Consider the following 22,832-nt stretch of genomic DNA (forward strand, 5'->3'; position numbering starts at 1 on the left):
CCGCGCCTGGGGCCTGCCGTTGAGCGGCGCACCCGGCCAGCAGCGCCGCCGCCACCAGCGCGGCCAGCGGCGCCGCGCCCCGAGGCACTCCGTGATGTCGTCGCACCAACGCCTCCCACCTCATGTACGGCAGGCGCCCCGGCCATCGACTTGGCCTAGCGCTCGCTTGGTTTTGGTCAGCGTAAATTTGCCCGGAAAGGGTGTCAACGGCCGTCCGGTGACCCGAGCAATCGCTTGCTCGCAATGTGGCGGCCGGGCTAGCGTGGGCGCATGCTGATGCGTGCGGCCGTGCTGACCGGCTTCCACGAGCCGATGGAGATCCGCGAGGTGGAGATCGCCGATCCGGGCCCCGGCGAGGTGCGCGTGCGGATCAAGGCATCCGGCGTGTGCGGCTCGGACCTCAAGGCCATCGACGGCAAGAGCCCCGTCGTCTCCCGGCTCCCGTTCATCCTGGGCCACGAGAGCGCGGGCGTCGTGGAGAGCGTCGGCTCGGGCGTCACCGGCGTCCGGCCGGGCGACCACGTCATCATCGCGATGAACGGCCCGTGCGGCAGGTGCCGGCACTGCGGAGCGGGCCGCTTCCACCTCTGCTCGGGGCCGGCCAGGATGACGGCCATCATGGGCGGCGCGCCGCGCGTCACGCTGGACGGCGAGGAGACCCGCCGCTTCATCGGCATCGGCTCGTTCGCCGAGTACGCGGTGGTCAGCGAGCCCATGTGCGTGAGGATCGCCCCCGACGCCCCCTTCGCCGCCATGTCCCTGCTGGCCTGCGGCGTCGTCACGGGAGTCGGCGCCGTGCTGAACGTGGCCCGCGCGGCCCCCGGCTCCACCGTCCTGGTGGTGGGCTGCGGCGGCGTCGGTCTCAACGTCGTCCAGGGGGCGGTTCTCGCCGGCGCCACGACGATCATCGCGGCCGACGTCGCCGACCGGAAGCTGAAGCTGGCCGAGCGCTTCGGCGCCACGCACACGCTGGTGCCGTCGGACCTGCCGCGCCAGGTGGGCGAGATCGTCAGCGGTGGGGTGGACCACGCGTTCGACGTGACGGGGGTGCCGGGAGTCCTGGCCCAGGCGTTCGCCTCAACCGCACCGGGCGGCACCACCGTCATGGTCGGCAGCCCCCCGGCGGGCCACCCCGTCGAACTGGACCCGGCGCTGCTGTTCTCGTCGCGGCGCCTCGTGGGCACGCAGGGCGGCGACGCCAGGCCCCACCGCGACCTGCCCATGCTCGCCGCCCAGTATCTGCGCGGCCGGCTCGACCTCGACGGCCTCATCACGGAAAGGCTGCCGCTGGACCAGATCAACGAGGCGGTCGCCCACGTGCGCGAGGGCACGGTGGCCCGTACCGTGATCGTCTTCTAGGCAACTCCAACGATCCGCGGGAACGCGTGCGGCGCGGTCAGGTACGGGCCAGGTGCCGGGCCGGCCTCGGAGTCTCGGAAGGCTCCTCCTCGTGTCCTTCCACCGACAGGTTCGGAAGCAGGCGGTCCAGCCAGCGCGGGCACCACCAGTTCGCCCGGCCCAGCAGCACCATCGTGGCGGGCACGAGGAAGCCCCGGATGATCGTCGCGTCCACCGCGATGGCCACCGCCAGCCCCACGCCGAACGTCTTCACCATCGGGTCGGGGTAGGCGATGAACGCCACGAACACCGACACCATGATGAGCGCCGCCGAGGTGATCACCCGTCCGGTCGAGCCCAGCCCCTCGGCGACGGCGCGCGTGTTGTCGCCGTGCCGCAGGTACGCCTGCCGCACGGCCGTCAGGAGGAACACCTCGTAGTCCATCGACAGCCCGAACAGCACCGCGAACAGCATCAGCGGCACGTAGTTCTCGATCGGCACCGAGAAGAAGAACGCCTGCAGGTACGAGGCCCCCAGCGGTGCGTCCATGCCGACGAGCCCGCTCCCCAGGCCGAACGAGAAGACCAGCGCCAGTGCCCCGAACGCCGCCCCGAGCGAGACCAGGTTCATCACCGCCGCCTTGACGGCGACCACCGGGGCGCGGAAGGCGAGCAGCAGGAGCAGCGCGCTGAGCAGCACCACCACGCCGATGACCAGCGGCGTCCGCTCGGACATGCGGTCGCCGGCGTCGGTCAGCGCGGCGACCTCGCCGCCGACGTGCACCTGGACCCCGGGCACCGAGATCGCGCGGACCTCCCGGACCACGCCGGCGGTCCTGTCGTCGCTGGGCGCGTACTCCGGGATCGCCTGGATCAGCACCGAACGCCCCGACTCGTTGAGCTTGGGCTCCGTCACATGCTTCACGCCGTCGACGTCCGCGATCTCGCGCGAGAGCCGCTCCACGACCGGCGCCTCGGCGTCGGCGACCTTCGCGGGCAGCTCGGCGACGACGACCATCGGCCCGTTGCTGCCCGGGCCGAAACCCGTCGCCATCAGCTCGTAGGCCCGCCGGGACGGCGAGTCCTGCGCCGCGTACCCGTCGTCGAGCGGTCCGAGCTTCAACGCCAGCGCGGGAGCGGCCAGCGCGGCGAGCACGACCACGCTGCCGATCAGCACCCGCCACGGGCGCCGCGCCACCCAGGCCCCGAGCCCTGCCCAGCCGGAGGACTCCGGCCGCCGTCCGAGGAAGGGCACCTTGAGCGCGTTGACGCGGTGCCCGAGCAGCCCGAGCTGGGCGGGCACGAGCGTGACGGAGGTCAGCACGGCCATCACGACCGAGATGCCGGTGATCCATCCGAGCGTGCGCAGCAGCGGGAACCCGCCCAGCATGAGCGCGCTCAGCGCGACGATCACTGTGCCGCCCGCGAACACCACGGCCCCGCCCGAGCTCGCCACCGTACGCCGGATCGACTCCTGCACCCCGACCCCCGAGGCCAGGAGCCTGCGGTGCCGCGACAGCAGGAAGAGCGCGTAGTCGATGCCCACGCCCAGCCCGATCATCGTGGCCATGATGCCGGCCTGCTTCGGCACGTCCACCACGTGCCCGAGCAGCCCGATCAGGCCCAGCCCCGCGGCCACGCTGACGAGCGCGGTGAAGACCGGCACCAGCGCCGCGGTGAGCGTTCCGAACGCGAACACCAGCACGAGCAGCGCGCACACCACGCCGGCGATCTCGCTCGGCCCGGTCTTGATCTCCTTGTCGGCCGGGGAGGAGCCGTCCGCGGCCACGACCTCCAGCCCGGCCGCCCGCGCCGGATCCGCGGCCTTCGACACCGCCTGCGTGGTCTCGGCGAGCTTCGTGGTGTCGTGCCCCTCCATGCGCACGGTGATGAGGCCGATCTGCAGGTTGGAGGCGATCCCGCCCTTGCGGTACGGCGTCTCGACCACCTTCACGTGGGGCAGCTCGCGGATCCGGTCCATGGCCCGCTCGACTGCCTGCTTGCGCCGCTCCTCCACGAGGGGACCCTGGGGCGAGTACAGGATGAGCTGGACGGTCCCGCCCTGCGCGTAGCCCGGCCCGAACCCGGAACGCATCAGGTCATGGGCGCGCTGCGCATCGGTGCCGGGAATCGACACGTCGTTGCTCACCGGGCTGCCGAGCGCCAGGCTCCCGCCCATCAGACCCGCCGCCGCGATCACCCACAGCGCGAGCACCGCGAGCCCGTGCCGGGCACACCAGCCGCCCAGGCGTCCCAGTAAGCGCGTCATCGCCTGCCCCCTCCTCGACGCCCGTCCTGTACGGTCGTACAGGGACCTACGATAAAACGGGACACATCCCCAAGGCTGTAGCGAGCACGGAAATGAGACGATGACCACAGCCGACGACACCCGCAGCCGGATCCTGTCCGCCGCCAGAGACCTGTTCGCCGAGCGCGGCTACGCGGCGACCTCACTGGCCGACATCGCGGCGGCCGTTGGCCTCACAAAGACGGCCGTGGCCTACCACTTCCACCCCAAGGACAAGCTGGCCGCCGAACTGCTGGCTCCCTGCGCCGACGATATGCTCACACTGCTGGGCGCCGAGTTCGACGGCCGGCGACCGTTCGTCGAGGCCCTGGTCGGCTTCGTGGTACGGCACCGCGCGGTGATCCGCCTGCTCATGGACGACATCAGCGGAGCCGACAACGCCCCGCCAGGCTCGACCGGCGAGGCCATCAGAACGTTCAGGGACGAGCTCTTCGCCAAGCTCACCGGCCCCGACCCCGATGCCGAGACCATCCTCCGCGGCTGGGCCGTGCTCGGCGCACTCCAGTGGGGCATCGTACAGACGATGGACCTCCCGGAGGGCCAGGTCCACACCACCCTCCTCCAAGCCGCCCTGGCCATCTAAGGGCAAGGCCCTCGCTGCGCTCGGACGCGTTCCCGGGGGCTGCGCCCCAGGTGGGGGACCTACCGGCCCCCCACACCCCCCGGTCCCACACCAGTCCGGCCAGGTATCCAAAGTCACAGCCGAGACCGGGCCAGACACCCGCGGCCCGCGGGAGTGATGTCGTGACTACTCCGCTCCCTGAAGGGAGCGGCTTCTCGCTTTCCTCGATTGAGGTAGGCGACGGACAAGCCCTGCCCGTTTCCGAACAGAAGAACCAAATCAGGGAAGCGATTCCCCTGCCGGGTGAACCCGGCAGTGAAGAACCAAATCAGGGAAGCGATTCCCCTGCCGGGTGAACCCGGCAGTCCCCTCGCTAGCTGAGCCCTGGCGGCTTGATCGGGCATATGGCAACGGTCCGGAGCACCTTCTCGCCAAGGCCTTGCCATGCCCACGTCAGCTATCTACGCTATTTCGTAAATATGGAGAAGCGTAGGAGAGTGCGATGAGCGAGGACAGGTTCGCCGAACTCGAGCGCCGGATCGCTCACCTGGAGAGCCGGGTCGACACCCTTGGCCCGCCGCGACGCCCTCCGGAGTCGCCGACCCTCACCACTGCAGCCACCAGCATGCTTGGCCAGGCGAAGGAGGAGGACAAGCTCGGCACGGTGGGCTACGTCGGAGCCGCACGGCTGGCCGGCGGCGAGAGTCTCTGGGACAGGCAGCATTCTCTCGCCGAGTTGCTGTCGGCCGATTGGGCACCGGTGGCCGACATCCTGGAGTCCCTGGGCAGCCAGCCTCGGCTGGCGCTGCTCGCCGCGCTCGTACGACAGGGCCGGTGCACCACCACCGACCTCCAAGGGTCCCTCGGCGCAGACGGTGAGCAGACCACGAGTGGCCAGCTCTATCACCACCTGCGCGCGCTGCAGAGCGCCAGGCTGATCACGCAACGGCGGCGCGGCGCGTACGAGTTGGCACCTCAGGCCATGATTCAGGTCCTCACCATCCTCGCCGCCGCATTCGACCTGGCCAACGACCCCCCGCTCGGCCCACCAACCGGTCTCCCCACTCCGGAATGACCAAGCGGGCAAAAATGTAGAGGCGAGATCCAGCACATCGCATGGCCGTGATGGACGTCCTGCAGTTGTGCGGCCTGCGGACCTTGACCGGTTGCGTCACCTGGCCTCCCGAGTGCCGATCGAACGTGATCAGCACCATCCAACTGGCAGGAGCGTCCTACGCGCGAACCCGGTGATCGTTTCCGGTCACAGCACTAGATCGGATGGACGCCCGGCGGGAGATCGGCCAACGTATCGATCTCGCACGCCGCCGGAGGGGCCTGTCGCAAGCCGTCCTGTCCGTCCTCGTCGGCCGCTCCGAGAGCTGGCTAAGAGCACCTGCATCCAGCACCCGCTGGGCGGACGAGGTTGTCGGTACACGCGGGGTTGACGCGCGCCGAAAGGCCCGTATCTTTCACATAGGAAAGTTTCCTAAGAATTCTCTCTGTTGCACATCCCGGAGTGAGACCTCAACCGGGCGTACGGAACGTGAAACGGACATCCGTCACCAGTACTAGGAGAGGGTATGAGAAGAACCCTGCGCGCGCTCGCCGCGACCGTGCTCGCGGTGGGAGCCATTACCGTCGGGTCGGGCGTGCTGAGCCCAGCGTCGGCGGGAGTCGGTGACTGTGAGTACGCCCTCGGTCAGAACTCGTTCTCCGCCCGATGCGCGACGAACGGTCCCGCCTACCAGTTCCGCGCGTGGGTCCAGTGCATCAACGGCCGCAGGGACGGCGGATGGATCACGACCAACAGCGGCCAGTGGAGCATGGCGAGCTGCGGACCATGGTGGATCGACCGCCAGAGCTACGGCATGGACGTGCGCCCGCTCCCCTGACGCGGGTACGGCGGCACCGCCACGAGGAGGTCGTCCGAACATGGGGATCCCGTCCGATCCGGATGATCGGACGGGATCCCGTCGACTTCCTTCAGGCCGCTTCAGCAGCCGCGCACCCCTTGACCAGGCAGGTCGGCCTGACGAGGCGGGTCAGCGCAGATTTCGTCCCGGCCGTCGTCACATACCGGTTCCTACCCGCGCTCGAAAGGTGCGGCGGTCCACTGCTGGAAAAGGTTGCCGGTCCTGCAACTGGCGGCGCCCACCTCGGCGTTGCCACGCGCATTGACCTGAGCGCTGGTCACGCACTTCTTCGTCGCGAAGTTCTGGATGGTGAAGATGTCGTCGAAGGCGCCCGGAGCGTTCACCGCCAGCTTGAACGCCCACTTCTGGGTCAGCTTGCCAGGCACGCACCGGGCCACGAACAGCCGATCGGCATTGTCGGTGTCCATGCACACGGTCTGTCCCCGGACGAGCTTCCTGCTGACGAGGTTGCCGCGGTTGATGAAGTTCCACTCCTGCTCGACGTCGTTGTCGCCGCGCGCGGGGCGGCTGAACACCTTGCCCTTACCGCTGCCGCCGACGTCGCCGACCTCCAGTGTGAGGGCCGTGCGGCGGTTGCGGATGCTGAGAGTGCCGGGTGGTGGTGCGGCGGCTGCGGTCGCGGACGTGACGGCGCTGGTCGAGATCTGGGCGGAGGCAGCGGCGGGCGAGGCCATGGCCGTGGTGGCCAGGGCGACGCTCACGACGCCGATCATTGCGCGAGGCAGCGGGGGACGAGTGCCATCCGGCAGAGCTTGCTTCATGATCTTTTCCTTGTTCCGATGGATATGACAGGAGCAGGCGAGGCAGCCGAACCTAGGCACGGGTAGCTCTCACTTCCCAGACCGTTCTGCTCTCAATCTCCGTCCGGTCGACCCCACGGAACCACTCGTTCACCCTCCGCTGCCGATCCCGGCCCGCGCATGTTGGAGCGGGCGGCTCAGCCCGCGCGGACCCCGGCGATGAGAGACTGCGCGATGTCCAGCAGCTGGCTCTGCGATGGTGTCGTGGCCTGCACGTCGATGAAGGCCTCGTGAGCGCCCGACTCGGCCAGGCCGCGCAGGTAGTCGATGATCTGGCTCATGGTCCCGACGTAGGGCACGTGGGCGGGAGGAGCGGGCTCGCCGACGATGACCGGGTTGAGCCGTACCACCATGCGCAGCGCCGATGGGTCGCGGCCGGCCTGTTCAGCGGACTTGAGCGCGGTGCCCCAGAGCGCCTGCAGGTCCGGCGGGGGGAGAGCCACGCCCAGCCAGCCGTCGGCGCGCCTGCCGACGCGTTCGAGCGCCGCCGGGGTGAAACCCGCGAGCAGGATCGGCGGGCGCGGGCGCTGGGCGGGCTTGAGGTCGACGCGGGAAGGGGGGACCGTCCACAGCGGCCCCTTGTGTTCCACCACCTCCTGGCCCCAGAGGGCTTCCAGCAGGTCGAGTGTCTCCTCCAGCCGGGCGCCCCGCCCTTGCCAGGGCACCCCGGCCGCCGTGTACTCGTCCCGCAGCCAGCACAGCCCGAGGCCCACCTCCAGCCGTCCCCCGCTGAGCAGGTCCAGCGAGGCCAGAGTGCGGGCGAGCACGACGGGCGGCTGCCACAGGGCGTTGAGCGTGCTGGTCCCCAGCCGGACCCTTTCCGTGCTGGTCGCCGCCAGGGTCAGCGCCGACAACGGGTCGAAGAACGTCGCGAAGGCCGGGGGCATCGTGCCGTCCCCGTCGGGATAGGGGTCACTGGGTGCCAGTGGGGCAAGGATGCGGTCCGCCGCCCACAGACTGTCGTAGCCCATCTCCTCCAAGCTCGCGGCGGCGCCGCGGATGAAATCCGGGTCGGCGAAGGCGCCGTATTGAGGCACCGCGAAACCGATACGCATGCGGGGTTCCTTAGCGATGAACGTAGAATGTCGGGCTCGTGGTTCACGAGCTGTGGAATACGCGAACCAGGATGAGCCGGCAGGGTGGCCACAACACAGACCAATTCCTGTCCACTCTACGACCGTGCCGCCGCGCGGCCCTCCACTCGCCGGAACGTCAGCCGACAGAGGTGACGTGGAAACGCACTCGATCCCCGATCCAGAGCACCTGGAAATGCTCCAACGGCATGTTCTCCGCCGTAAAGGACGTGCCCGTGACAAGGGCGAGCCCACTGTCCACCCGAATTCCCAGCTGCGCGGCCTCGGTCGGTGTCGCGCGGACGAACTCGATCGTGTTCTCGCTCTTGACGGCCTCCAGGCCGTAGCCGTCGGCAAGGAAGCGCTTCATCGGCCCGTCGAGGCCTTTGGCGTCCTCTATGCCGGGAACGAGCGAGGCCAGGAACCATGACCGATAGATCGCCGCGGGCGCCCCGTTGATGTAAACCCTCCGGACGACAGCCGAAACCGGCCCGCGCCGGCCGAGAGCATCGCTGATCCGCTCGCTGGGACGGTCGTCGGTGACGGCCGACAGCACATCGCTGGAAATCTGGAATCCCCGGGACTTGATGTTCACGTCGTACGAGCCAGAGGTCAGATTCATGTCCCAGACGACAGGCATTTTGCGGCCGATGACGAATGCGCCACGGCCGCGACGCAGCTCGATCAGATCGTCTTTCGCGAGTTGGGCGAGTGCCTGCCGGACGGTCATTCGAGTGACCCCGTACAGCTCGGCGAGAGCGATCTCGCTCGGCAGTTTCTCCCCCGGCTGCCAGGCCTCCATCTCGATTTTGCGCTCGATATCGCCGGCGATCTGGAAATAAACCGGCACGGGCGACTGACGATCGATCACTGACACAGCGACATCCTACCCTTCATGGCCCTGGCGGACGGTTCGGAATGGCCGGGCAGTCAACGGAGGGCGGCCTCGGTGAAATGACGTTTGTCGTGCCCAGGTGACTCCACGTGGGAAAGACCGTTCGACACGATGGTGTGGAGCATGCGCAGAAACCCGAGCTGCGCGTCGAGGGCCACGCCGTCATCGCTGAGGGTGGGGCGTGACGTCGTGCCGTCGAAGGAGCCCGCGGCCACGACGGCACGCAGGGTGGTCTCCAACTCCTCCTCCGTCAGGAGGAGGTCGGGGCGCCGCTCCATGAAGGCGAGCAGGGCGGCCGTTCCGTAGGCTCCCCAGTCGGATATGGCGGCGACAACCAGCGCGTCGACCGTCACCGCGGCGGCCATGCCGTCTTCACAGGGGCAGAGGCACCTGGCGCCGGAAGGGAGCAGGGCGCGCACGGTCCCCTGGATGTTGCCGAAGCCGACCTCATTGCCGCCGTCACCGATCCCGGCCGTGAAGATGTCCCGTTCCCGGGCCTTCTGGAAGATGAGCGCCGGATTGCTGTGCGAGGCCGAGCAGTCGATTCCGGCCACCGAATGCATGACGCCGTGCAGGTTCGGGCTGAGCTTCTCGATGGCGATCACAGCGGCGGGTTCGTACGCGTTCAGGATCCGGTCCGACTCGGCCTCCCACACCACGTCATCCTCGGTGGACGGGATGAACGTGACGGCATGCGGATAGCGGGTCTCCGACTCGTGCCGGAAGTTGAGACCACAGCCCGCCAGAGCGACCCGGACGGAGTCGTCGATCCTCCGCTCCCCGACGATGATCACCTGGTAGCCCAGTCCGAGATGAAGGGCCTTGGCGAGTGCGGCCGCCCCGGGTATTCCGTCCACCTCTCCGCGGGGCAGGACGGGCGGGCCACCGGCTCCGGTCACGATGACGACGTGACGGCCGGACTGCGAGTGTTCCAGCAATTTGCCGGCGAGTGCGTACGTCAGCGGTTCTCCGGCCTGGGTCCTGGCGGCGTCGTAGAGATGGTGGACGTAACCCCGAGGCAGGTTGCCCGAGGCCGCCCGCATCTCGACCGTGCAGAGCCGGTCGATGTTCTCCGCGATGGTTGTCGGCATGCCACTTCCTATTCGGCTCTCGCCTTCACCGGTGATCGAGTGAAGGGCTGTAGATTTCCGGCCGGCGGTTGGCGAACGGGTTCAGCTCGGTGCGCGCCGCCCGGATCAGGGTGCGATCCAGCTCCATGACCACAAGGGCCTCCTCATGGCGAGGCGCTTCGGCCAGGGTCGCTCCTGTGGGGCCCACCAGGCGGCTGCCCCCGAAGAAGCTGGCGTCGCCTTGATCGCCCACGATCGACGCGTGCAGGTACGGAACGCTGTTCTCCATCGCCCGCGCGTAGAGCAGATGGTCCCAGCGCTCCTCGTTCGCCGGATCGGTGTAGGGCGCCGACAGGTTGATGATCAGCTCGGCGCCCTGCATGGCCAGGGTCCGGGCCGACTCGGGGAAGAACACGTCGTAGCAGATCTCCAGCCCGAGGACTCCGTGCGGTGTGCCGAACACGGGAAGGCTCGACCCGGGCGCGAACCACGCTCTCTCGATCGCCGCGACACCGGCCTCCGTTTCGACGGTGGCGAGGTGAACCTTGTTGTAGACGCCCACGAGCTCGTGGGGGCCGATCAGCAGGGCGCTGTTGTAGACCGAGCCGGGATAGGGGCCCTTGTCGGTCACCGCCCCCATGACGATGTGGACGTCGTGATCGGCGGCGGCGACCGCGAGCCGAGCGACGTACTGGTCGTGGATCGACTCGCCGATCGCGTGTCGTGCCGCTGAACGACCTGACATGTAGCCGGTCAGAAAGCACTCGCCGAACACGACGATCTGGGCGCCCTCCGCGGCCAGAACACGGATGGCGCGCATGGCGGCCTCGAGGTTCGCCGGCCGCGGGTCGGCGTCAGCCGACGCCACGACGGAGGCGAGCTGGGCCACACCCAGGCGAACGCGGTTCACAGTGACTCCTTGGACGAACGTGTTGGGCCTGCGCCGAAGTAGGCCGCGGCGAGACGGTCGCCGCTCAGCAGGTGGTCCTTCGCTCCCTCCGCGATGATGCGGCCGGACACCAGCACATACGTGTGATCGGCCAGGTCGACGGCTCGCGTGGCGTTCTGCTCCACCAACAGCACGGTGACGCCGTCCGCGCGGAGCCCGTGGATGACGTCGAAGATCTCGTCGACCATCTGTGGGGAGAGACCGAGAGAGGGCTCGTCCAGGATCAGCAGGCGGGGGGCCGTGAGCAGCGCACGCGCGATGACGAGTTGCTGCTGCTCCCCGCCGGAGAGCCCCGCGGCCGACATGCGGAGTCTCGCGCGGAGGACCGGGAACCGATCGAGCACGCTCGACAAGGCTCCGTCCCCGGCGGCCACGCCGGCGGCTCGCAGGCCCAGCCGCAGATTCTCGGCGACCGTGAGTGAGCCGAAAACGCCCCTGCCCTCCGGCACCAGGGCGATTCCAAGCCGGGCGATCCGTTCGGTGGGCATTCCGCGGATGTCCCGCGCCCCGAAGCGCACGGTTCCCGCGGTGACCCTCACCACGTTCATGATGGCTTTCAGCAGGGTGGACTTGCCTGCGCCGTTGGGACCGACCACGGCGATCGTCTTTCCGTCGGGTATCTGGAGACTCACGCCGTGCAGGACGGAGTTCGCGCGATAGCCCGCGACGAGCCCGGAGACGTCAAGCATGCGCATTCCCGGACGACGATCCAAGATATGCGGTGAGCACTGCGGGATCCCTTCTTATCTCGTCAGGGGAGCCGACGGCGATGGTGCGGCCATGGTTCAGGACCTGCACCCTGTGGCACAGGCTCATGATCACCTTCATGTCGTGCTCGATGATCATCATGCCGATCTCCATGTTCTCGGAGATGGCGCTCAGCAGGCGGCTGAGCTGGTCCGACTCCACTTCGTTGAGGCCGGCGGCGGGTTCGTCGATCAGCAAGGCGCTCGGCTGCGCGGCCACGGCGCGAAGGAGCCCGACGATCCGCTGAGTGCCGGCTGAGAGCCGTTCACCCGGTGTCATGCGCAGTGCGGTGACCTCGCCGTACTCGAGCAGTTCGTCGGCCCGGCTCTCAGCCCGTCGCCGGCTGCCCAGCCGGGGCAGCGCCGAGACGACCAGGTTCTCCCGGACGGTGAGCCTGCCGAAGATCCGGGCGCCCTGAAAGGTGCGCACCAGCCCGCGGCGGCTTCGCTGGGCCGCCGACAGCCGGGTGATGTCATGGCCGTCGAGGAAGACCCGCCCTGTGTCCGGGCGGTCGAAGCCGGTGACGAGATTCACCAAGGTCGTCTTGCCCGCGCCGTTGGGTCCGATCAGGCCGAGGATCTCACCGGTCCGCACGCTCAGGTCCACGTCGTCGACCGCGGTCACTCCGGCGAACCGCCTCACCAGACCGGTGGCACTCAGGATGTCCTCTGTCACCGGGATTCCCCCCTCCGGGCGAACACCAGTTCCGCGGTCCCCATCAACCCGAGAGGGCGTAGCAGCAACGTGAGAAGCATGGCGGCCGACATCCCGATCTCGACCGCGCCGGTGTATTGGGTCGCCTGTTCGACGACCTTGAGGCCCTCACGCAGGAGGGTGATCGACAGGACGCCCAGGACCGCCCCCGTCAAGCTGAGCCGTCCGCCGACGACCAGCATGGTGACGAATCCGAACGTGGCGACGAGAAAGAACGAGCTCGGGCTGAACGAGCCGGACGCCTGGGCGTACATGCCGCCTGAGAGCCCGCACACGAAGGCCGACACCACGAAGCTGATGTGCCGCTCCCGCGCGATGGCGACCCCCAGCGATTGAGCGGCGACGTCATCCTCCCGAGCGGCGCGCAGGGCGAGCCCATGACCGCTCTGCTGGTACGTCCACACGATGAGCAGGGCGACCGCCGACCAGGCCAGCGCATGTGTGAGGGAGAGGCCCTGCGCGACCGAGGACACCCCGGTCGAGCCGCCGGTGATCGCATCGAGATTGTTGGCCAGGTTGTAGACGATGTTCAGCAGCGCGAACGTGCCCAGTGACGCGGCCAGCCCGTTCAGTCTCATCAGCGGTATGCCGACCAGTGCCGCCACCAGAGCCGCGAGCAGGCCTCCCGCCACGAGAGCCAGCGGAGCCGGCAGAGCGATCTCCGGCATTCCCGGGAAGAGGATCTTCTTGGTGGCCTCCGGAATGGTGGTGATGGCCGTCGTGTACGCCCCGATGGCCATGAACGCGACATGGCCGAACGAGAAGATCCCGGAGTTGCCCGCGAAGCTCTGCATGCCCACCACGAAGACGACTCCGACGAGCGCCAGAACGGTGACGGCGGCGTACTGGGGAAGCGCGAGGGTGACCACCCCGCAGACCAGCGTCAGCAGCAGGGCCAGAGCGGGCACGGTCGACCAGTGCGCAGGATCGGCGGCCACCGACGGCCGTGCGCGCTTGATGACGGCAGTCATTAGATTCTCACCCTCGCAGCATGGCCTCGCAGGATTCCCTCCGGTCGCAGCAGCAGGATCAGCACGACGACCAGGAAGATGAAGGCGTCACGGAACTGCCGCAGTCCGAGCGGCAGCAGCGCCTGCGAGGTGACGGATATCAGACCGAGCGCGTAGGCGCCGAGCACGGCTCCGGGAAGACTGCCCATGCCGCCGACGATGACGGCGATGAACGCGAACAGCATGGTGGTCGTGCCGAAGGTCGGCTCCACGAGTCCCCGTTGCGCGGCGAGAACGATGCTCGTCGCGGCGGCGAACACGCCGGAGATCGCGAACGCCGTGCCGATCACCTGATTGGCCTTCACGCCGAGCAGTCGGGCGACGGTGAAGTTCTCCGCGGCGGCCCGCAGCTCCACGCCGTGGCGAGTCTTCATGAAGGCCATGAGGCTCACCAGCAGCGTGACGGTTACCGCCACGGTGATGATGTCCAGCCATCGGATGTTCAGGCCGCCGATGTGCATGACGCCCGTGATCGAGGGAGGGAACACCCGCACACTGCGTCCCAGCGAACCGAAGAGCAGGACGGCCAGGCTCTGCAGGAGGAAACTGACGGCGAACGAGGTCACGAGCATCGTCTCGGGATCGGCATTCCTGACCGGCCTGAAGGCGATGCGCTCCGTGGCGACGGCCAGGAATCCCACGATGATCACCGATGAGAGCAGGGCGGCCCAGACCGGGATATCGCCGGCGACGACCAGGACGTACCCGCCCACCATCATGAATTCGCCATGGGCGAAGTTGATGAGACGCATGACGCCGAACGTCAGGGCGATGCCCAGGGCGCACAGGGCATAGAGGCTGCCCTGGCTGAGCACGTCGATGAGATACTGCACCGTCGGCCTACTCGGCGAAGAGCGGGGGAGCCTTCTTCAGGCTCCGCAGCCCGTCGGTCTTCCACTTGCCCTGGTCGAGCACCAGCATCCGCGCGGGCCGTCGGACGTCGATGTGCGTGTCCTTGGTGAAGGAGACCGGGATCAGCAGCTGCTTGTCGGTGAACTTGTTCATCGCTTCGGCCATGTCCGCGCCCTTGGTCGAACCGGACTCCTTGGCGGCCTGGACGATGGCCTGAACCGCGGCGTAGGCGAGCACGGGATACATGTTCTGCGGCTGGCTCCCGGTCTTCTCCTTGTAGCGTTCCACGAAGCGCCGGACCTCCTCCGCGGGATCGTCCCCCCACACCGACGCCGAGACCGGCAGGGCCACGCCGGAAAGCTCAGGCATCGACTTCTCGAACCAGTAGGTCCCGTCCATGCCGCTGTTCGTGAGAATCAGGGAGTCGATGCCGGCCGAGCGCAACTGCCCCAGCGCCACGGCACCGCCGGGCGCGTACGAGCAGAACGCGATGACGTCCGGAGTCTTGGGCAGGCTCTTCATGCGGGTTATCTGCGGGCTGATCGACGCGTCGCCGTTCTTGAACGTGTCCTGCCCGGCCAGCACGCCGCCGAGTTCCCGCCAGCGCGTCTGGAAACCGCGGCACTGGTCCTTGTTGTAGTCGGTGGTGTCATCGAGCAGGACGTACGCGCTTCGCGCCGCGCGCTTCTCGTACGCCCATTCGGCGGTCAGCGCTCCGTCACCCGCTCCGGATGTCCCCATGGTGAAGGCGAGCGGGCCGATGCCCTGAACGCCGAACTTCGGGGAACCGGCTCCGACCGAGACGGCGACGACACCGGCCGCCTGGGCCGCCCTCGCGGCGCCCCCGCCGAAGTTGTAGTCGGCTGTCACCAGGAGCGCGCCCGCGCCCTTCGCCAGCAGGGCCTGCCCGGCGGGCCCGCCCTGGTCGATGTCGGACTTGGTGTCCTGAGTGATCAGCTCGACGCGCTTGCCGTTGAGGCCGCCGTCACGGTTGATGTCCTCGACGGCCATCTTGGCCGCTTCGAGCGCGGGCTTCTCGAAGCCCTCCAGCATCCCGGAGAGGCCTCCGGCGTAGCCGATGACGAAGGCGGTCGCCCCGGACGGGGAGGCGCCGCCCGCGCCGGGAGATCCGCAGGCGGCCAGCAAGAGAAGCGCGGTCGTCGCGGAAACGGTCAGCGCAGATCGGCGTGTACGCAGTGACATGGCACCCTCCAGGAGCAAGTGACGGAGAGCATATGTCTATACTCCTATACAATTCAAGGGAGCAGACGGGATTTCTCCGTGCGGCGGCCTCCGGTGCGCAGCAGCGCTGCCACGGCCAGCAGGATGAGCAGGCAGATGGCCGCCAGGACCCACACGACGTCGTGGAAGGCGGAGTCGTAGGCGCTGATCAGGAAGCCGGTGAACGGCCCGCGCAGCAGAGGGGCCACCGCCCGGGTGGCGCTGTCCAGGTCGCCGGCCGCGACGTCGCCTGCCACGCCGGCCGGATCGCCCGTCGCGGCGAAGGCGCCGATACCGGCGCTGACGGCCGAGGACAGGAACGTGGCCAGCAGCGAACCGTACGCCGCGACGGCGACGGCCTCACTGCCCAGCCGCAGGGTGTTGAGCAGCCCGGCGGCCATGCCGGCCTTCTCGGGCGCGACCATCTCCAGCGCGGCGCCGTCGACGAGCCCCGCTGTCAGCGCCATGCCGACGCCGGTGAGCAGCATCGGCAGCGCGGCGGCGGCGACCGGCATGTGCGCGCCGAAGAGGGTGAAGCAGGTCACGCCGACGACCAGCAGAAGGAGGCTGGCGTAGATGACGGCGAGCACGGGAACGCCTCGCGAGACCAGCTTCGCGGCGATCAGCGGGCAGATGAGCATGGGCGCCGTGAGCAGCACCATGAGCAGCCCGGCCATGCTGCCGCTGTGTCCGCCGACCGTGGTGAGGTAGGTGGGCAGGTACGTCAGCATGGTGATGAACCCGAAGGAGCCCGCGACGGGCACCAGGGACAGGGCCAGGAAGCGGCGGTTGGCCAGCAGGCTCAGGTCGAGCACGGGGTTGTCGCGGCGGCGTTCGACGGCGACGAAGAGGGCGAGCACGACGGCGGCCCCGGCCAGGAGGCCCACAACCGCCGGGCTGGTCCACTCCCACTGCGAGCCCTGGACGATGCCGCAGGTCAGCAGCAGCATGGCGAGGATGAACAGAGCGCTGCCGAGCACGTCGACAGGCGCGCCGCCCCGCTGCGGCTCTGGGACGACGCGGCCCATGGCGCGCAGGAACAGGAGCACGCCGCCCAGCGCGAGGGCGTGCACTGCGAAGATCCAGCGCCACCCGAGGCCATCCACCAGGAGACCGGACAGCGAGGGTCCGAAGGAGATGCCGACTCCCGCCACCGTTCCGAACAAGGCGAAAGCCCTGGTGCGGGCCTGGCCGTTGAAGACGGTGGAGACGATGGCGCTGCCGCAGGAGAAGATCGCGGCACCGCCGATGCCCGCCAGGCCCCGGGCGACGTCGAGGATCACGATGTCCGTTGCCGACGTGCTGATCACGGAGGCGACGGCGAAGATGCCGGCGCCCAGGCCGAAGGCCCGGACACGGCCGATGACGTCGGCGATGGAGCCCCACACCAGGGTGAAGCAGGCGAAGGTGACGTTGAACCCGTTGACCACCCACTGCAGTGGCACGAGCCCGGCACCTGTGTCGGCGCCGATGAAGGGCAGGGCCAGGGCGGTGCCGGACACGGAGGTGGGCACGACGAAGACGGCCACCAGAACCGCCGTCAGAACCAAGGTCGTCCGGACTGGCGGCGCCGACCCCTGATCGGCAGGGCCGGAGGCCGGTCCATCGTCGAGGGCGGACTTGGGCGGAGAGGACATGCTGAGGCCTTGTCTGGAAAGCCCGTGCGCGGGCGTCGATGTGATGATCTCGGCCCTGAGCTTGTGCCAGACGTTCCCGTTACAGCCACTTCTCTTGCCGTTCCGGCAAAGGAGCCGCCTCTTCCTTCAGCCCGCCGAACAGCCTGCCCTCACTGTGACGGGCGGTGGAGTCCTCACGCCCGCCTGGGCACCGCTCCGGTCACGGTGGTGCCTCCGCCCTGCACGCTGTTGACCGACAGCCTGCCGCCCACCTCGGTGAAGGCGGCGCGCATCCGCACGATGCCGGACCCGGCCTCCACCAGGTCGAACCCGTGCCCGTCGTCGCTGACGGTCATGAGCAGCCCGCCCTCGCCCACGGTCAACGCGATGGACACGGTGCGGGCGCCGCTGTGGTGCTCGACGTTGGCGAGGGCCTCGCGGAGCGCGGTCAGGACGGCCTGCGTGACGCGCGCCGGGACGTCGGCGGCGGGCAGGGCCCATGTCTCCACGCGGATGCCGGTGCACCCCGACCATTGCGCGAGGTGGCTCTCGACGGCCTCGGCGAGGCCGGACTCCCCTCGCATGCGGGTCTCTTCCAACGATCCAACTCGCTTTCCCCCGGACGCGACCAGTATCAGGTTGCCGCCGCTGGCAGACGCGCCGGTCACCGCGCGGGACAACAGGCTAGGGGCGCCGCCGTCAGCAGGACACGCTTCACGGTCTTCTCCTCGATCCGATGGGCTGTGGCGGCCCGTTCGCCTTGCCCGTCAGCAAGCACGTTCGAACCTAGGCACGGGCATTGTCCACTTCACAGCCCTATTCCTGACCAATCTCGCCGAGGGTCAGGAGTACCGCTCTAGGTGCGGTCGTCGCTCGTCGCGGTCGGCTGGGGTGACTCCGTGGCCGGAGGTTCTGAGGGTTCGGTGGGGTCCGGGTCGGTCTGTGCCAGGACTCCGACCGTGATGGCCACGGACGTGCCCGGCTTCCCGCAGGTCCCTGCCGCGACGCTCTGGGCCAGCACCGCGCCCGCCTGCGCCTCGTCGGTCACGGCCCTCGCCTGCTGTGTCACGGTGAACCCGGCGGCGCGCAGCACGGTGCGGGCCGCCGGCCCGGAACGGCCCACGACCGCGGGCACGGCCGCGCCCTCGCGTGAGACGACGAACGCGACCTTCGCGCCGCCGGAGGTCCGGGTGCCCGCCGCCGGCCTGCTCGACAACACCTGACCGTCGGGGCGGGAGGAGCAGGAGGTGGTGACCGAGCCCGCGGCGAGCCCGGCGCTCGTCAGGGCGGACTGCGCCGCCGCGCGCTGGAGCCCGGTGACCGCCGGGACCACCAGCCCGGCCGACACCCGCAGCGCGACCGCGCTGCCCTTCGGCACCGAGGCTCCCGAGCCGGGCTGGCTGCCCAGCACCTGGCCGATCCTCTTCGAGGAGTCCACCTGGGTGACCGTGCCCGCCACCAGCCCGGCCCTCTTGAGCGCCGCGGTCGCGGCGGGCCGGTCCAGACCGTCCAGGACCGGGACGCGCACGCCGACTTCCGTCCTCGCGGGCGGGCCCGCGGACGGCTCGACCGTCTCCGGGCTCTCCCTGCCCTCCTGGGTCGCGAGGCCGCCCTCCCCCGGGACGGAGTCGCCGGGGCCGGCGGTGACGACGGTGGGCCCGGTGGCGGCCTGCGGCGGGCCGTCCTGCCGCAGGCCCGGAACGACCACGGTGACCAGCACGGCCGTGCTCACCAGCAGGGCCGCCGAGACGGCGAGCCCGGCGCGATTGACCGCCCGCCCGGTCCGCCGCGCCCGCGATGCGGGCAGACGGTAGCCCCTGGATGCGCCCGTCGCCTCGGGCTCCGCCACCGGAGCCCCCACCAGCACCGGACCGTGCCACACCGCGGGCTCGGGCCACGACTCCGGCTGGAAGGGGCCCGTCGCCTCAAGCGGGGTCGCGGGGTCCCGGGACGGGACGCGCAGGATGTGCGGCGGCGGTGAGCGCAGCACCTCCGCCGGCACGGCCTCCGCGTCCCCCAGCAGTTGCAGGAGCAGCTCTCTGCTGCTCGGCCGGTTGCGCGGGTCCTTGTCCAGGCAGGTCTCGACGAGCTCGCGCAACCGCCCGTCCAGCCGGCCCATCTCGGGCGGCGCGGTGAGGATGCGGTGCAGCACCGGCGCCACCGAGTCCTGCCCGAACGGCGCCGAGGCGTTGGCCGCGAAGCACATGGTGGCGCCCCACGAGAACACGTCGGCCGCCCTGGTGACCGCCGAGGCGGTGATCTGCTCGGGCGCCATGTAGGCGGGGGTGCCCACTCCCCTGCCGCTCACGGTGGCCGCCGCGTCCAGCGCCCTGGCCAGCCCGAAGTCGATGACGCGCGGCCCGTCGAAGCCGAGGAGCACGTTCTGCGGCTTGAAGTCCCGGTGCACGATGCCCGCCCGGTGGATCGCCGCGAGCGCCGTCGCGGTGCTCACCGCGAGCCGTTCCAGTGCCGCGCCGGAGCGCGGCCCGGTGAGCGCGACGTGCCGCTGCAGCGACGGCCCGTCGACGTACTCGCTCACGATGTACGGCCGGCCCTCGTCGAACCCGGCCTCGACCACCTGGGCGGTGCAGAACCTGGCCACATGCTTGGCCAGCTCCACCTCCCGCAGGAACGCCGCCCTCTCGTCCCCCACCGGCCCATGCAGCAGCTTGACCGCGTACGTGTCCTCGCCCCTCGTCCCGAGGTACACCACGCCCTGGCCGCCCTCGCCAAGACGCCCGGACAGCTCGTACGCCCCGAGTCGCCGCGGGTCCCCCGTTCTGAGCGGCTGCGCCGTTGGCACGGGGCGCCTCCCCTCGCCGCCACCCCACTTCACCCTCCACTGAAGGCAACCTGGGCGTGACAGTCAACGGTGACCAGGGTGATCGCAGCCGGACCGTGACACACCGGCCCTGGCCAGGGCTGAAACCCTCTCCGGCCAGGTGACATCCATGGCACCCGGCGGTGTCACCATGCTGACCCCCGGACTGCCCTGGAAGCGAGCGCGTCAGGTGAGCCGGGCGTACTTGTCGAGCACCGGCAGCACCACGTCGGCCGGACCGCTGGGCAGGCTGGCCACGGTCTCCTCGATGCCGAGCTCGGCGTAGTAGTCGAGCTTCTCCCTCGTCGGCAGCGTGCCGAACGGGATCACGCGGGCCATCGGCCGCCCGGCCTTCTCGCACGCCTCCCGCAGGGCGGGCAGCGCCGCCTTGACGCCTCGGCCACCGATCGGCATCCAGCCGTCGGCGTACTCGGCGACGTGGGCGAACATCTTGGGCCCGGCCGCTCCGCCGATGTAGACGGGCGGGCCGGAGATCGGCTTGGGCCACGACCAGGACGGCTCGAAGCCCGCGCGGGAGCCGTCGGCGGACGCGTCGAAGCGGGCCACGTCGTCGCGCCACAGCGCCCGCATCGCCAGCACGTGGTCGCGCGTCACCTGGCGGCGCGTGCGGTACGGGACGCCGTGGTCGGCCATCTCCTCGACGTTCCATCCGAACCCGATGCCGAGCACCACGCGCCCGCCCGAGAGGTGGTCGAGCGTGGCGACGGCCTTGGCGGTGACGATCGGATCGCGCTGCGCGGCGAGCAGGATGCCGGTGCCGACCCGCAACCTCTCGGTCACGGCGGCGGCGTAGGCGAGCGCGACCAGCGGGTCGAGCGTGCGCCTGTACTCCTCCGGCAGCGCGTCCTGCCCGGTCGGCGGCGGCGTGCGCCGGGAGACCGGGATGTGCGTGTGCTCGGGGACGTAGAGCGAGGCGAGCCCGCGCTCCTCCGCCGCCCTGGCCAGCTCGTGGACCGGCATCGCCAGGTCCGTCGTGAACATCGTGACCCCGAGTCGCATGCGCACCGCCCTTAGGTCAACCAAGCGATTGCTCGGCTATGATTTCTAGAGTAGCTTGCCGCACAGAGACGCGCCCCGTGGAAAGAGGTCTGCCGGTGAAGTTTTCCATCTTCCTGAATCCGCAGATTCCAGGCTCCGGATACGCGGCTGAGGAGAACGCCAGGGCCAAGCGCCCCATTGGGCGGGACACCGAGTCGTACCAGCGGCTGCTGCGCGAGGTGCGGGAGATCGCCGTGCACGCCGACCAGATCGGGTTCGACGCGTTGATGATGACCGAGCACCATTTCCATTCCGAGGGGATGGAGTTCTCGGTCAACCCGCTGATGTTCCTCACCGACCTGGCCGCCAGGACCGAGCGCATCCTGCTCGCGCCGCTGGGCCTGGTGCTGCCCGCCTGGGACCCGATCCGGGCGGCCGAGGACGTGGCGCTGCTGGACCAGTTCTCCAGGGGGCGGCTGCGGCTGGGCGTCGCGCGGGGCTACCAGAACCGGTGGATGAACGTGCTCGGCCAGCGCTGGCACGCGGCGGCGGCCCGCTCCGACGGGTCGGCGTCCGACACCCGCAACTTCGACGTCTTCGGCGAGGTGCTGAAGATCATGAAGCTGGCGTGGACCGAGGAGACGCTCCGCTACAAGTCGGACGTCCTGGACTACGAGGTGCCCCACCCCTACGACGGCATCGAGGGCTGGCCCGCCCAGGAGTGGACCCGGACCTTCGGCGCGCCGGGCGAGCTGGACGAGGAGGGCAGGGTGCGGGCGGTCTCGGTCTGCCCCAGGCCGTACCAGAAGCCCTACCCCGAGCTGTGGCAGCCGTTCACCATCTCCGACCGCTCGGTCATCAGGGCCGCGCAGGAGGACATCCTGCCCTGGATGTTCACCCCCAACCCGGACGACCACGCCGCCAAGGCCAAGCTCTACCAGGAGGAGTCCGCCAAGCACGGCCGCGACTACAGGCTCGGCGAGCACACCGGCATCCTCAAGATCGTCGGCATCGCGGACACCACCGCGGAGGCGATCGACACCTTCGGCCGGAGCATCCCCAAGGACTTCGCCGCGTTCTTCGGGCCGTTCGGCTACCTGGAGGTGCTGCGCAAGAAGGAGGACGAGAAGCACAAGCCCATCTCCCCGGAGAAGGGCGACGCCAAGCGCATGAACGACGTGGAGATGGCGCTCTTCGGCACCCCCGACGACGTCAAGCGCGGCATCCAGCGGATGCTCGACCGGATGCCGGACCTGGAGTGGTTCGGCCTCTACATGCAGGGCCAGCAGGGCGTGCTGCCGCTCGACACGGTCAAGCGCAACCTCGAACTGTTCGCCACCAAGGTCATCCCGGAGTTCCAGTGAGATTCTGGCTCGGCGCCTCGTTCGCGGACACGGACCAGTTCGTCGAGCTCGCCAAGGTGGCCGAGCGGTGCGGGTTCGACACTCTGACGCTCTCCGACCACCTCTTCTACGCCGACTTCGCCTCGCCGTACCCCTACTCGAAGTCGGGCCGGCCGCGCTGGGACGCGCGGACGCACTGGCCGGACGTGTGGGTGACGATCGGGGCGATGGCCGCGGTGACCAGCAGGCTGCGCTTCTCCCCGAACGTCTACATCGCCCCGGCTCGCGACCTGTTCACCGTCGCCAAGCAGGTGTCCACGGCCGCGGTGCTGTCGGGCGACCGGGTCACGTTCGGGGTCGGCGTCGGGTGGTGCAAGGAGGAGTTCACCGCCACCGGGCAGGACTTCCACACCCGTGGGCGCCGGCTCGACGCGATGCTCCCCGTGCTGCGGGAGCTGTGGTCCGGCCGCGCGGTCACGCTCGACGGCCTTCCGGAGCTGTCCATCGCGCCCACCCCCGCCCGGCCCGTGCCCGTGCTGGTCGGCGGCGACAGCCCGGCGGCGCTCGGGCGCGCGGCGCG

At 69.6% G+C, this 22,832-nt stretch carries 21 protein-coding genes; 6 read left to right on the forward strand and 15 right to left on the reverse strand.

Going from position 1 to position 22,832, the window contains the following annotated elements:
- Positions 1-270: 270 nt before the first annotated feature.
- A complete protein-coding gene (locus DQW85_RS17005) occupies positions 271-1,359 on the forward strand; it encodes an alcohol dehydrogenase catalytic domain-containing protein (RefSeq protein ID WP_113701282.1) in 1,089 nt (362 codons plus the stop codon).
- A gap of 37 nt (positions 1,360-1,396) precedes the next feature.
- Here DQW85_RS17005 and DQW85_RS17010 read toward each other — a convergent pair whose 3' ends face one another.
- On the reverse strand, positions 1,397-3,607 hold the full coding sequence (locus DQW85_RS17010; protein ID WP_113701283.1) for an MMPL family transporter: 2,211 nt from the start codon (positions 3,605-3,607) through the stop codon (positions 1,397-1,399).
- A gap of 100 nt (positions 3,608-3,707) precedes the next feature.
- On the opposite strand from DQW85_RS17010, the gene DQW85_RS17015 reads away from it, so the two are divergent.
- The 3 genes from DQW85_RS17015 to DQW85_RS17030 all read left to right on the forward strand — a co-directional run bounded on the left by DQW85_RS17015 (position 3,708) and on the right by DQW85_RS17030 (position 6,100).
- Positions 3,708-4,229 carry a TetR/AcrR family transcriptional regulator gene (locus DQW85_RS17015; RefSeq protein WP_113701284.1) on the forward strand — a complete coding sequence of 174 codons (522 nt, stop codon included), beginning with the start codon at positions 3,708-3,710 and terminating at the stop codon, positions 4,227-4,229.
- Between the two features lie 481 nt (positions 4,230-4,710).
- A complete protein-coding gene (locus DQW85_RS17020) occupies positions 4,711-5,283 on the forward strand; it encodes an ArsR/SmtB family transcription factor (RefSeq protein WP_113701285.1) in 573 nt (190 codons plus the stop codon).
- Between the two features lie 505 nt (positions 5,284-5,788).
- Positions 5,789-6,100, forward strand: coding sequence for a hypothetical protein (locus tag DQW85_RS17030; RefSeq protein ID WP_113701287.1), 312 nt, complete (start codon positions 5,789-5,791; stop codon positions 6,098-6,100).
- 191 nt (positions 6,101-6,291) lie between these two features.
- Here the strand turns inward: DQW85_RS17030 and DQW85_RS17035 are convergent, their stop codons facing one another.
- The 14 genes from DQW85_RS17035 to DQW85_RS17100 form a co-directional block, all read right to left on the reverse strand.
- On the reverse strand, positions 6,292-6,903 hold the full coding sequence (locus tag DQW85_RS17035; RefSeq protein WP_162795061.1) for a ricin-type beta-trefoil lectin domain protein: 612 nt from the start codon (positions 6,901-6,903) through the stop codon (positions 6,292-6,294).
- Positions 6,904-7,079: 176 nt separating this feature from the next.
- Positions 7,080-7,997 carry a TIGR03619 family F420-dependent LLM class oxidoreductase gene (locus DQW85_RS17040; protein ID WP_113701289.1) on the reverse strand — a complete coding sequence of 306 codons (918 nt, stop codon included), beginning with the start codon at positions 7,995-7,997 and terminating at the stop codon, positions 7,080-7,082.
- A gap of 157 nt (positions 7,998-8,154) precedes the next feature.
- Positions 8,155-8,892, reverse strand: a complete 738-nt coding sequence (locus DQW85_RS17045) for a GntR family transcriptional regulator (RefSeq protein ID WP_162795062.1) — start codon at positions 8,890-8,892, stop codon at positions 8,155-8,157.
- A gap of 53 nt (positions 8,893-8,945) precedes the next feature.
- Positions 8,946-10,001: a glutamate cyclase domain-containing protein gene (locus DQW85_RS17050; protein ID WP_113701291.1), complete on the reverse strand. Its 1,056-nt coding sequence runs from the start codon at positions 9,999-10,001 to the stop codon at positions 8,946-8,948.
- Between the two features lie 25 nt (positions 10,002-10,026).
- Positions 10,027-10,890: a carbon-nitrogen hydrolase family protein gene (locus DQW85_RS17055; RefSeq protein WP_113701292.1), complete on the reverse strand. Its 864-nt coding sequence runs from the start codon at positions 10,888-10,890 to the stop codon at positions 10,027-10,029.
- Positions 10,887-11,624 (reverse strand): ABC transporter ATP-binding protein, encoded by a 738-nt coding sequence (locus DQW85_RS17060; RefSeq protein ID WP_113701293.1) that lies wholly within the window; start codon positions 11,622-11,624, stop codon positions 10,887-10,889. The genes DQW85_RS17055 and DQW85_RS17060 overlap by 4 nt, the downstream gene beginning before the upstream one ends.
- Positions 11,611-12,351 (reverse strand): ABC transporter ATP-binding protein, encoded by a 741-nt coding sequence (locus tag DQW85_RS17065; protein WP_205315186.1) that lies wholly within the window; start codon positions 12,349-12,351, stop codon positions 11,611-11,613. The genes DQW85_RS17060 and DQW85_RS17065 overlap by 14 nt, the downstream gene beginning before the upstream one ends.
- Positions 12,348-13,361 carry a branched-chain amino acid ABC transporter permease gene (locus tag DQW85_RS17070; protein WP_113701294.1) on the reverse strand — a complete coding sequence of 338 codons (1,014 nt, stop codon included), beginning with the start codon at positions 13,359-13,361 and terminating at the stop codon, positions 12,348-12,350. Before DQW85_RS17070 ends, DQW85_RS17065 begins: the two co-directional genes overlap by 4 nt.
- On the reverse strand, positions 13,361-14,233 hold the full coding sequence (locus tag DQW85_RS17075) for a branched-chain amino acid ABC transporter permease (RefSeq protein ID WP_113701295.1): 873 nt from the start codon (positions 14,231-14,233) through the stop codon (positions 13,361-13,363). The genes DQW85_RS17070 and DQW85_RS17075 overlap by 1 nt, the downstream gene beginning before the upstream one ends.
- A 7-nt stretch (positions 14,234-14,240) precedes the next feature.
- A complete protein-coding gene (locus DQW85_RS17080; protein WP_113701296.1) occupies positions 14,241-15,455 on the reverse strand; it encodes an ABC transporter substrate-binding protein in 1,215 nt (404 codons plus the stop codon).
- Between the two features lie 53 nt (positions 15,456-15,508).
- The gene (locus tag DQW85_RS17085) at positions 15,509-17,002 is read right to left on the reverse strand and encodes an MFS transporter (RefSeq protein ID WP_240197236.1); all 1,494 of its coding nucleotides are present in this window, start codon (positions 17,000-17,002) and stop codon (positions 15,509-15,511) included.
- 281 nt (positions 17,003-17,283) lie between these two features.
- The gene (locus DQW85_RS17090) at positions 17,284-17,673 is read right to left on the reverse strand and encodes a sensor histidine kinase (protein WP_113701298.1); all 390 of its coding nucleotides are present in this window, start codon (positions 17,671-17,673) and stop codon (positions 17,284-17,286) included.
- A 272-nt stretch (positions 17,674-17,945) separates the two neighbouring features.
- A complete protein-coding gene (locus DQW85_RS17095; RefSeq protein WP_162795063.1) occupies positions 17,946-19,892 on the reverse strand; it encodes a protein kinase domain-containing protein in 1,947 nt (648 codons plus the stop codon).
- Between the two features lie 204 nt (positions 19,893-20,096).
- A complete protein-coding gene (locus DQW85_RS17100) occupies positions 20,097-20,930 on the reverse strand; it encodes a TIGR03619 family F420-dependent LLM class oxidoreductase (RefSeq protein ID WP_113701300.1) in 834 nt (277 codons plus the stop codon).
- A gap of 95 nt (positions 20,931-21,025) precedes the next feature.
- On the opposite strand from DQW85_RS17100, the gene DQW85_RS17105 reads away from it, so the two are divergent.
- Together DQW85_RS17105 and DQW85_RS17110 are read left to right on the forward strand one after the other, a co-directional pair.
- Positions 21,026-22,273 (forward strand): LLM class flavin-dependent oxidoreductase, encoded by a 1,248-nt coding sequence (locus DQW85_RS17105; RefSeq protein WP_113701301.1) that lies wholly within the window; start codon positions 21,026-21,028, stop codon positions 22,271-22,273.
- On the forward strand, positions 22,270-22,832 hold a 563-nt coding region (locus tag DQW85_RS17110; protein WP_113701302.1), incomplete at its 3' end, for an LLM class flavin-dependent oxidoreductase. The genes DQW85_RS17105 and DQW85_RS17110, both read left to right, overlap by 4 nt.

The sequence above is a fragment of the Nonomuraea lactucae genome (assembly GCF_003313395.1).
Lineage (GTDB): Bacteria > Actinomycetota > Actinomycetes > Streptosporangiales > Streptosporangiaceae > Nonomuraea > Nonomuraea lactucae.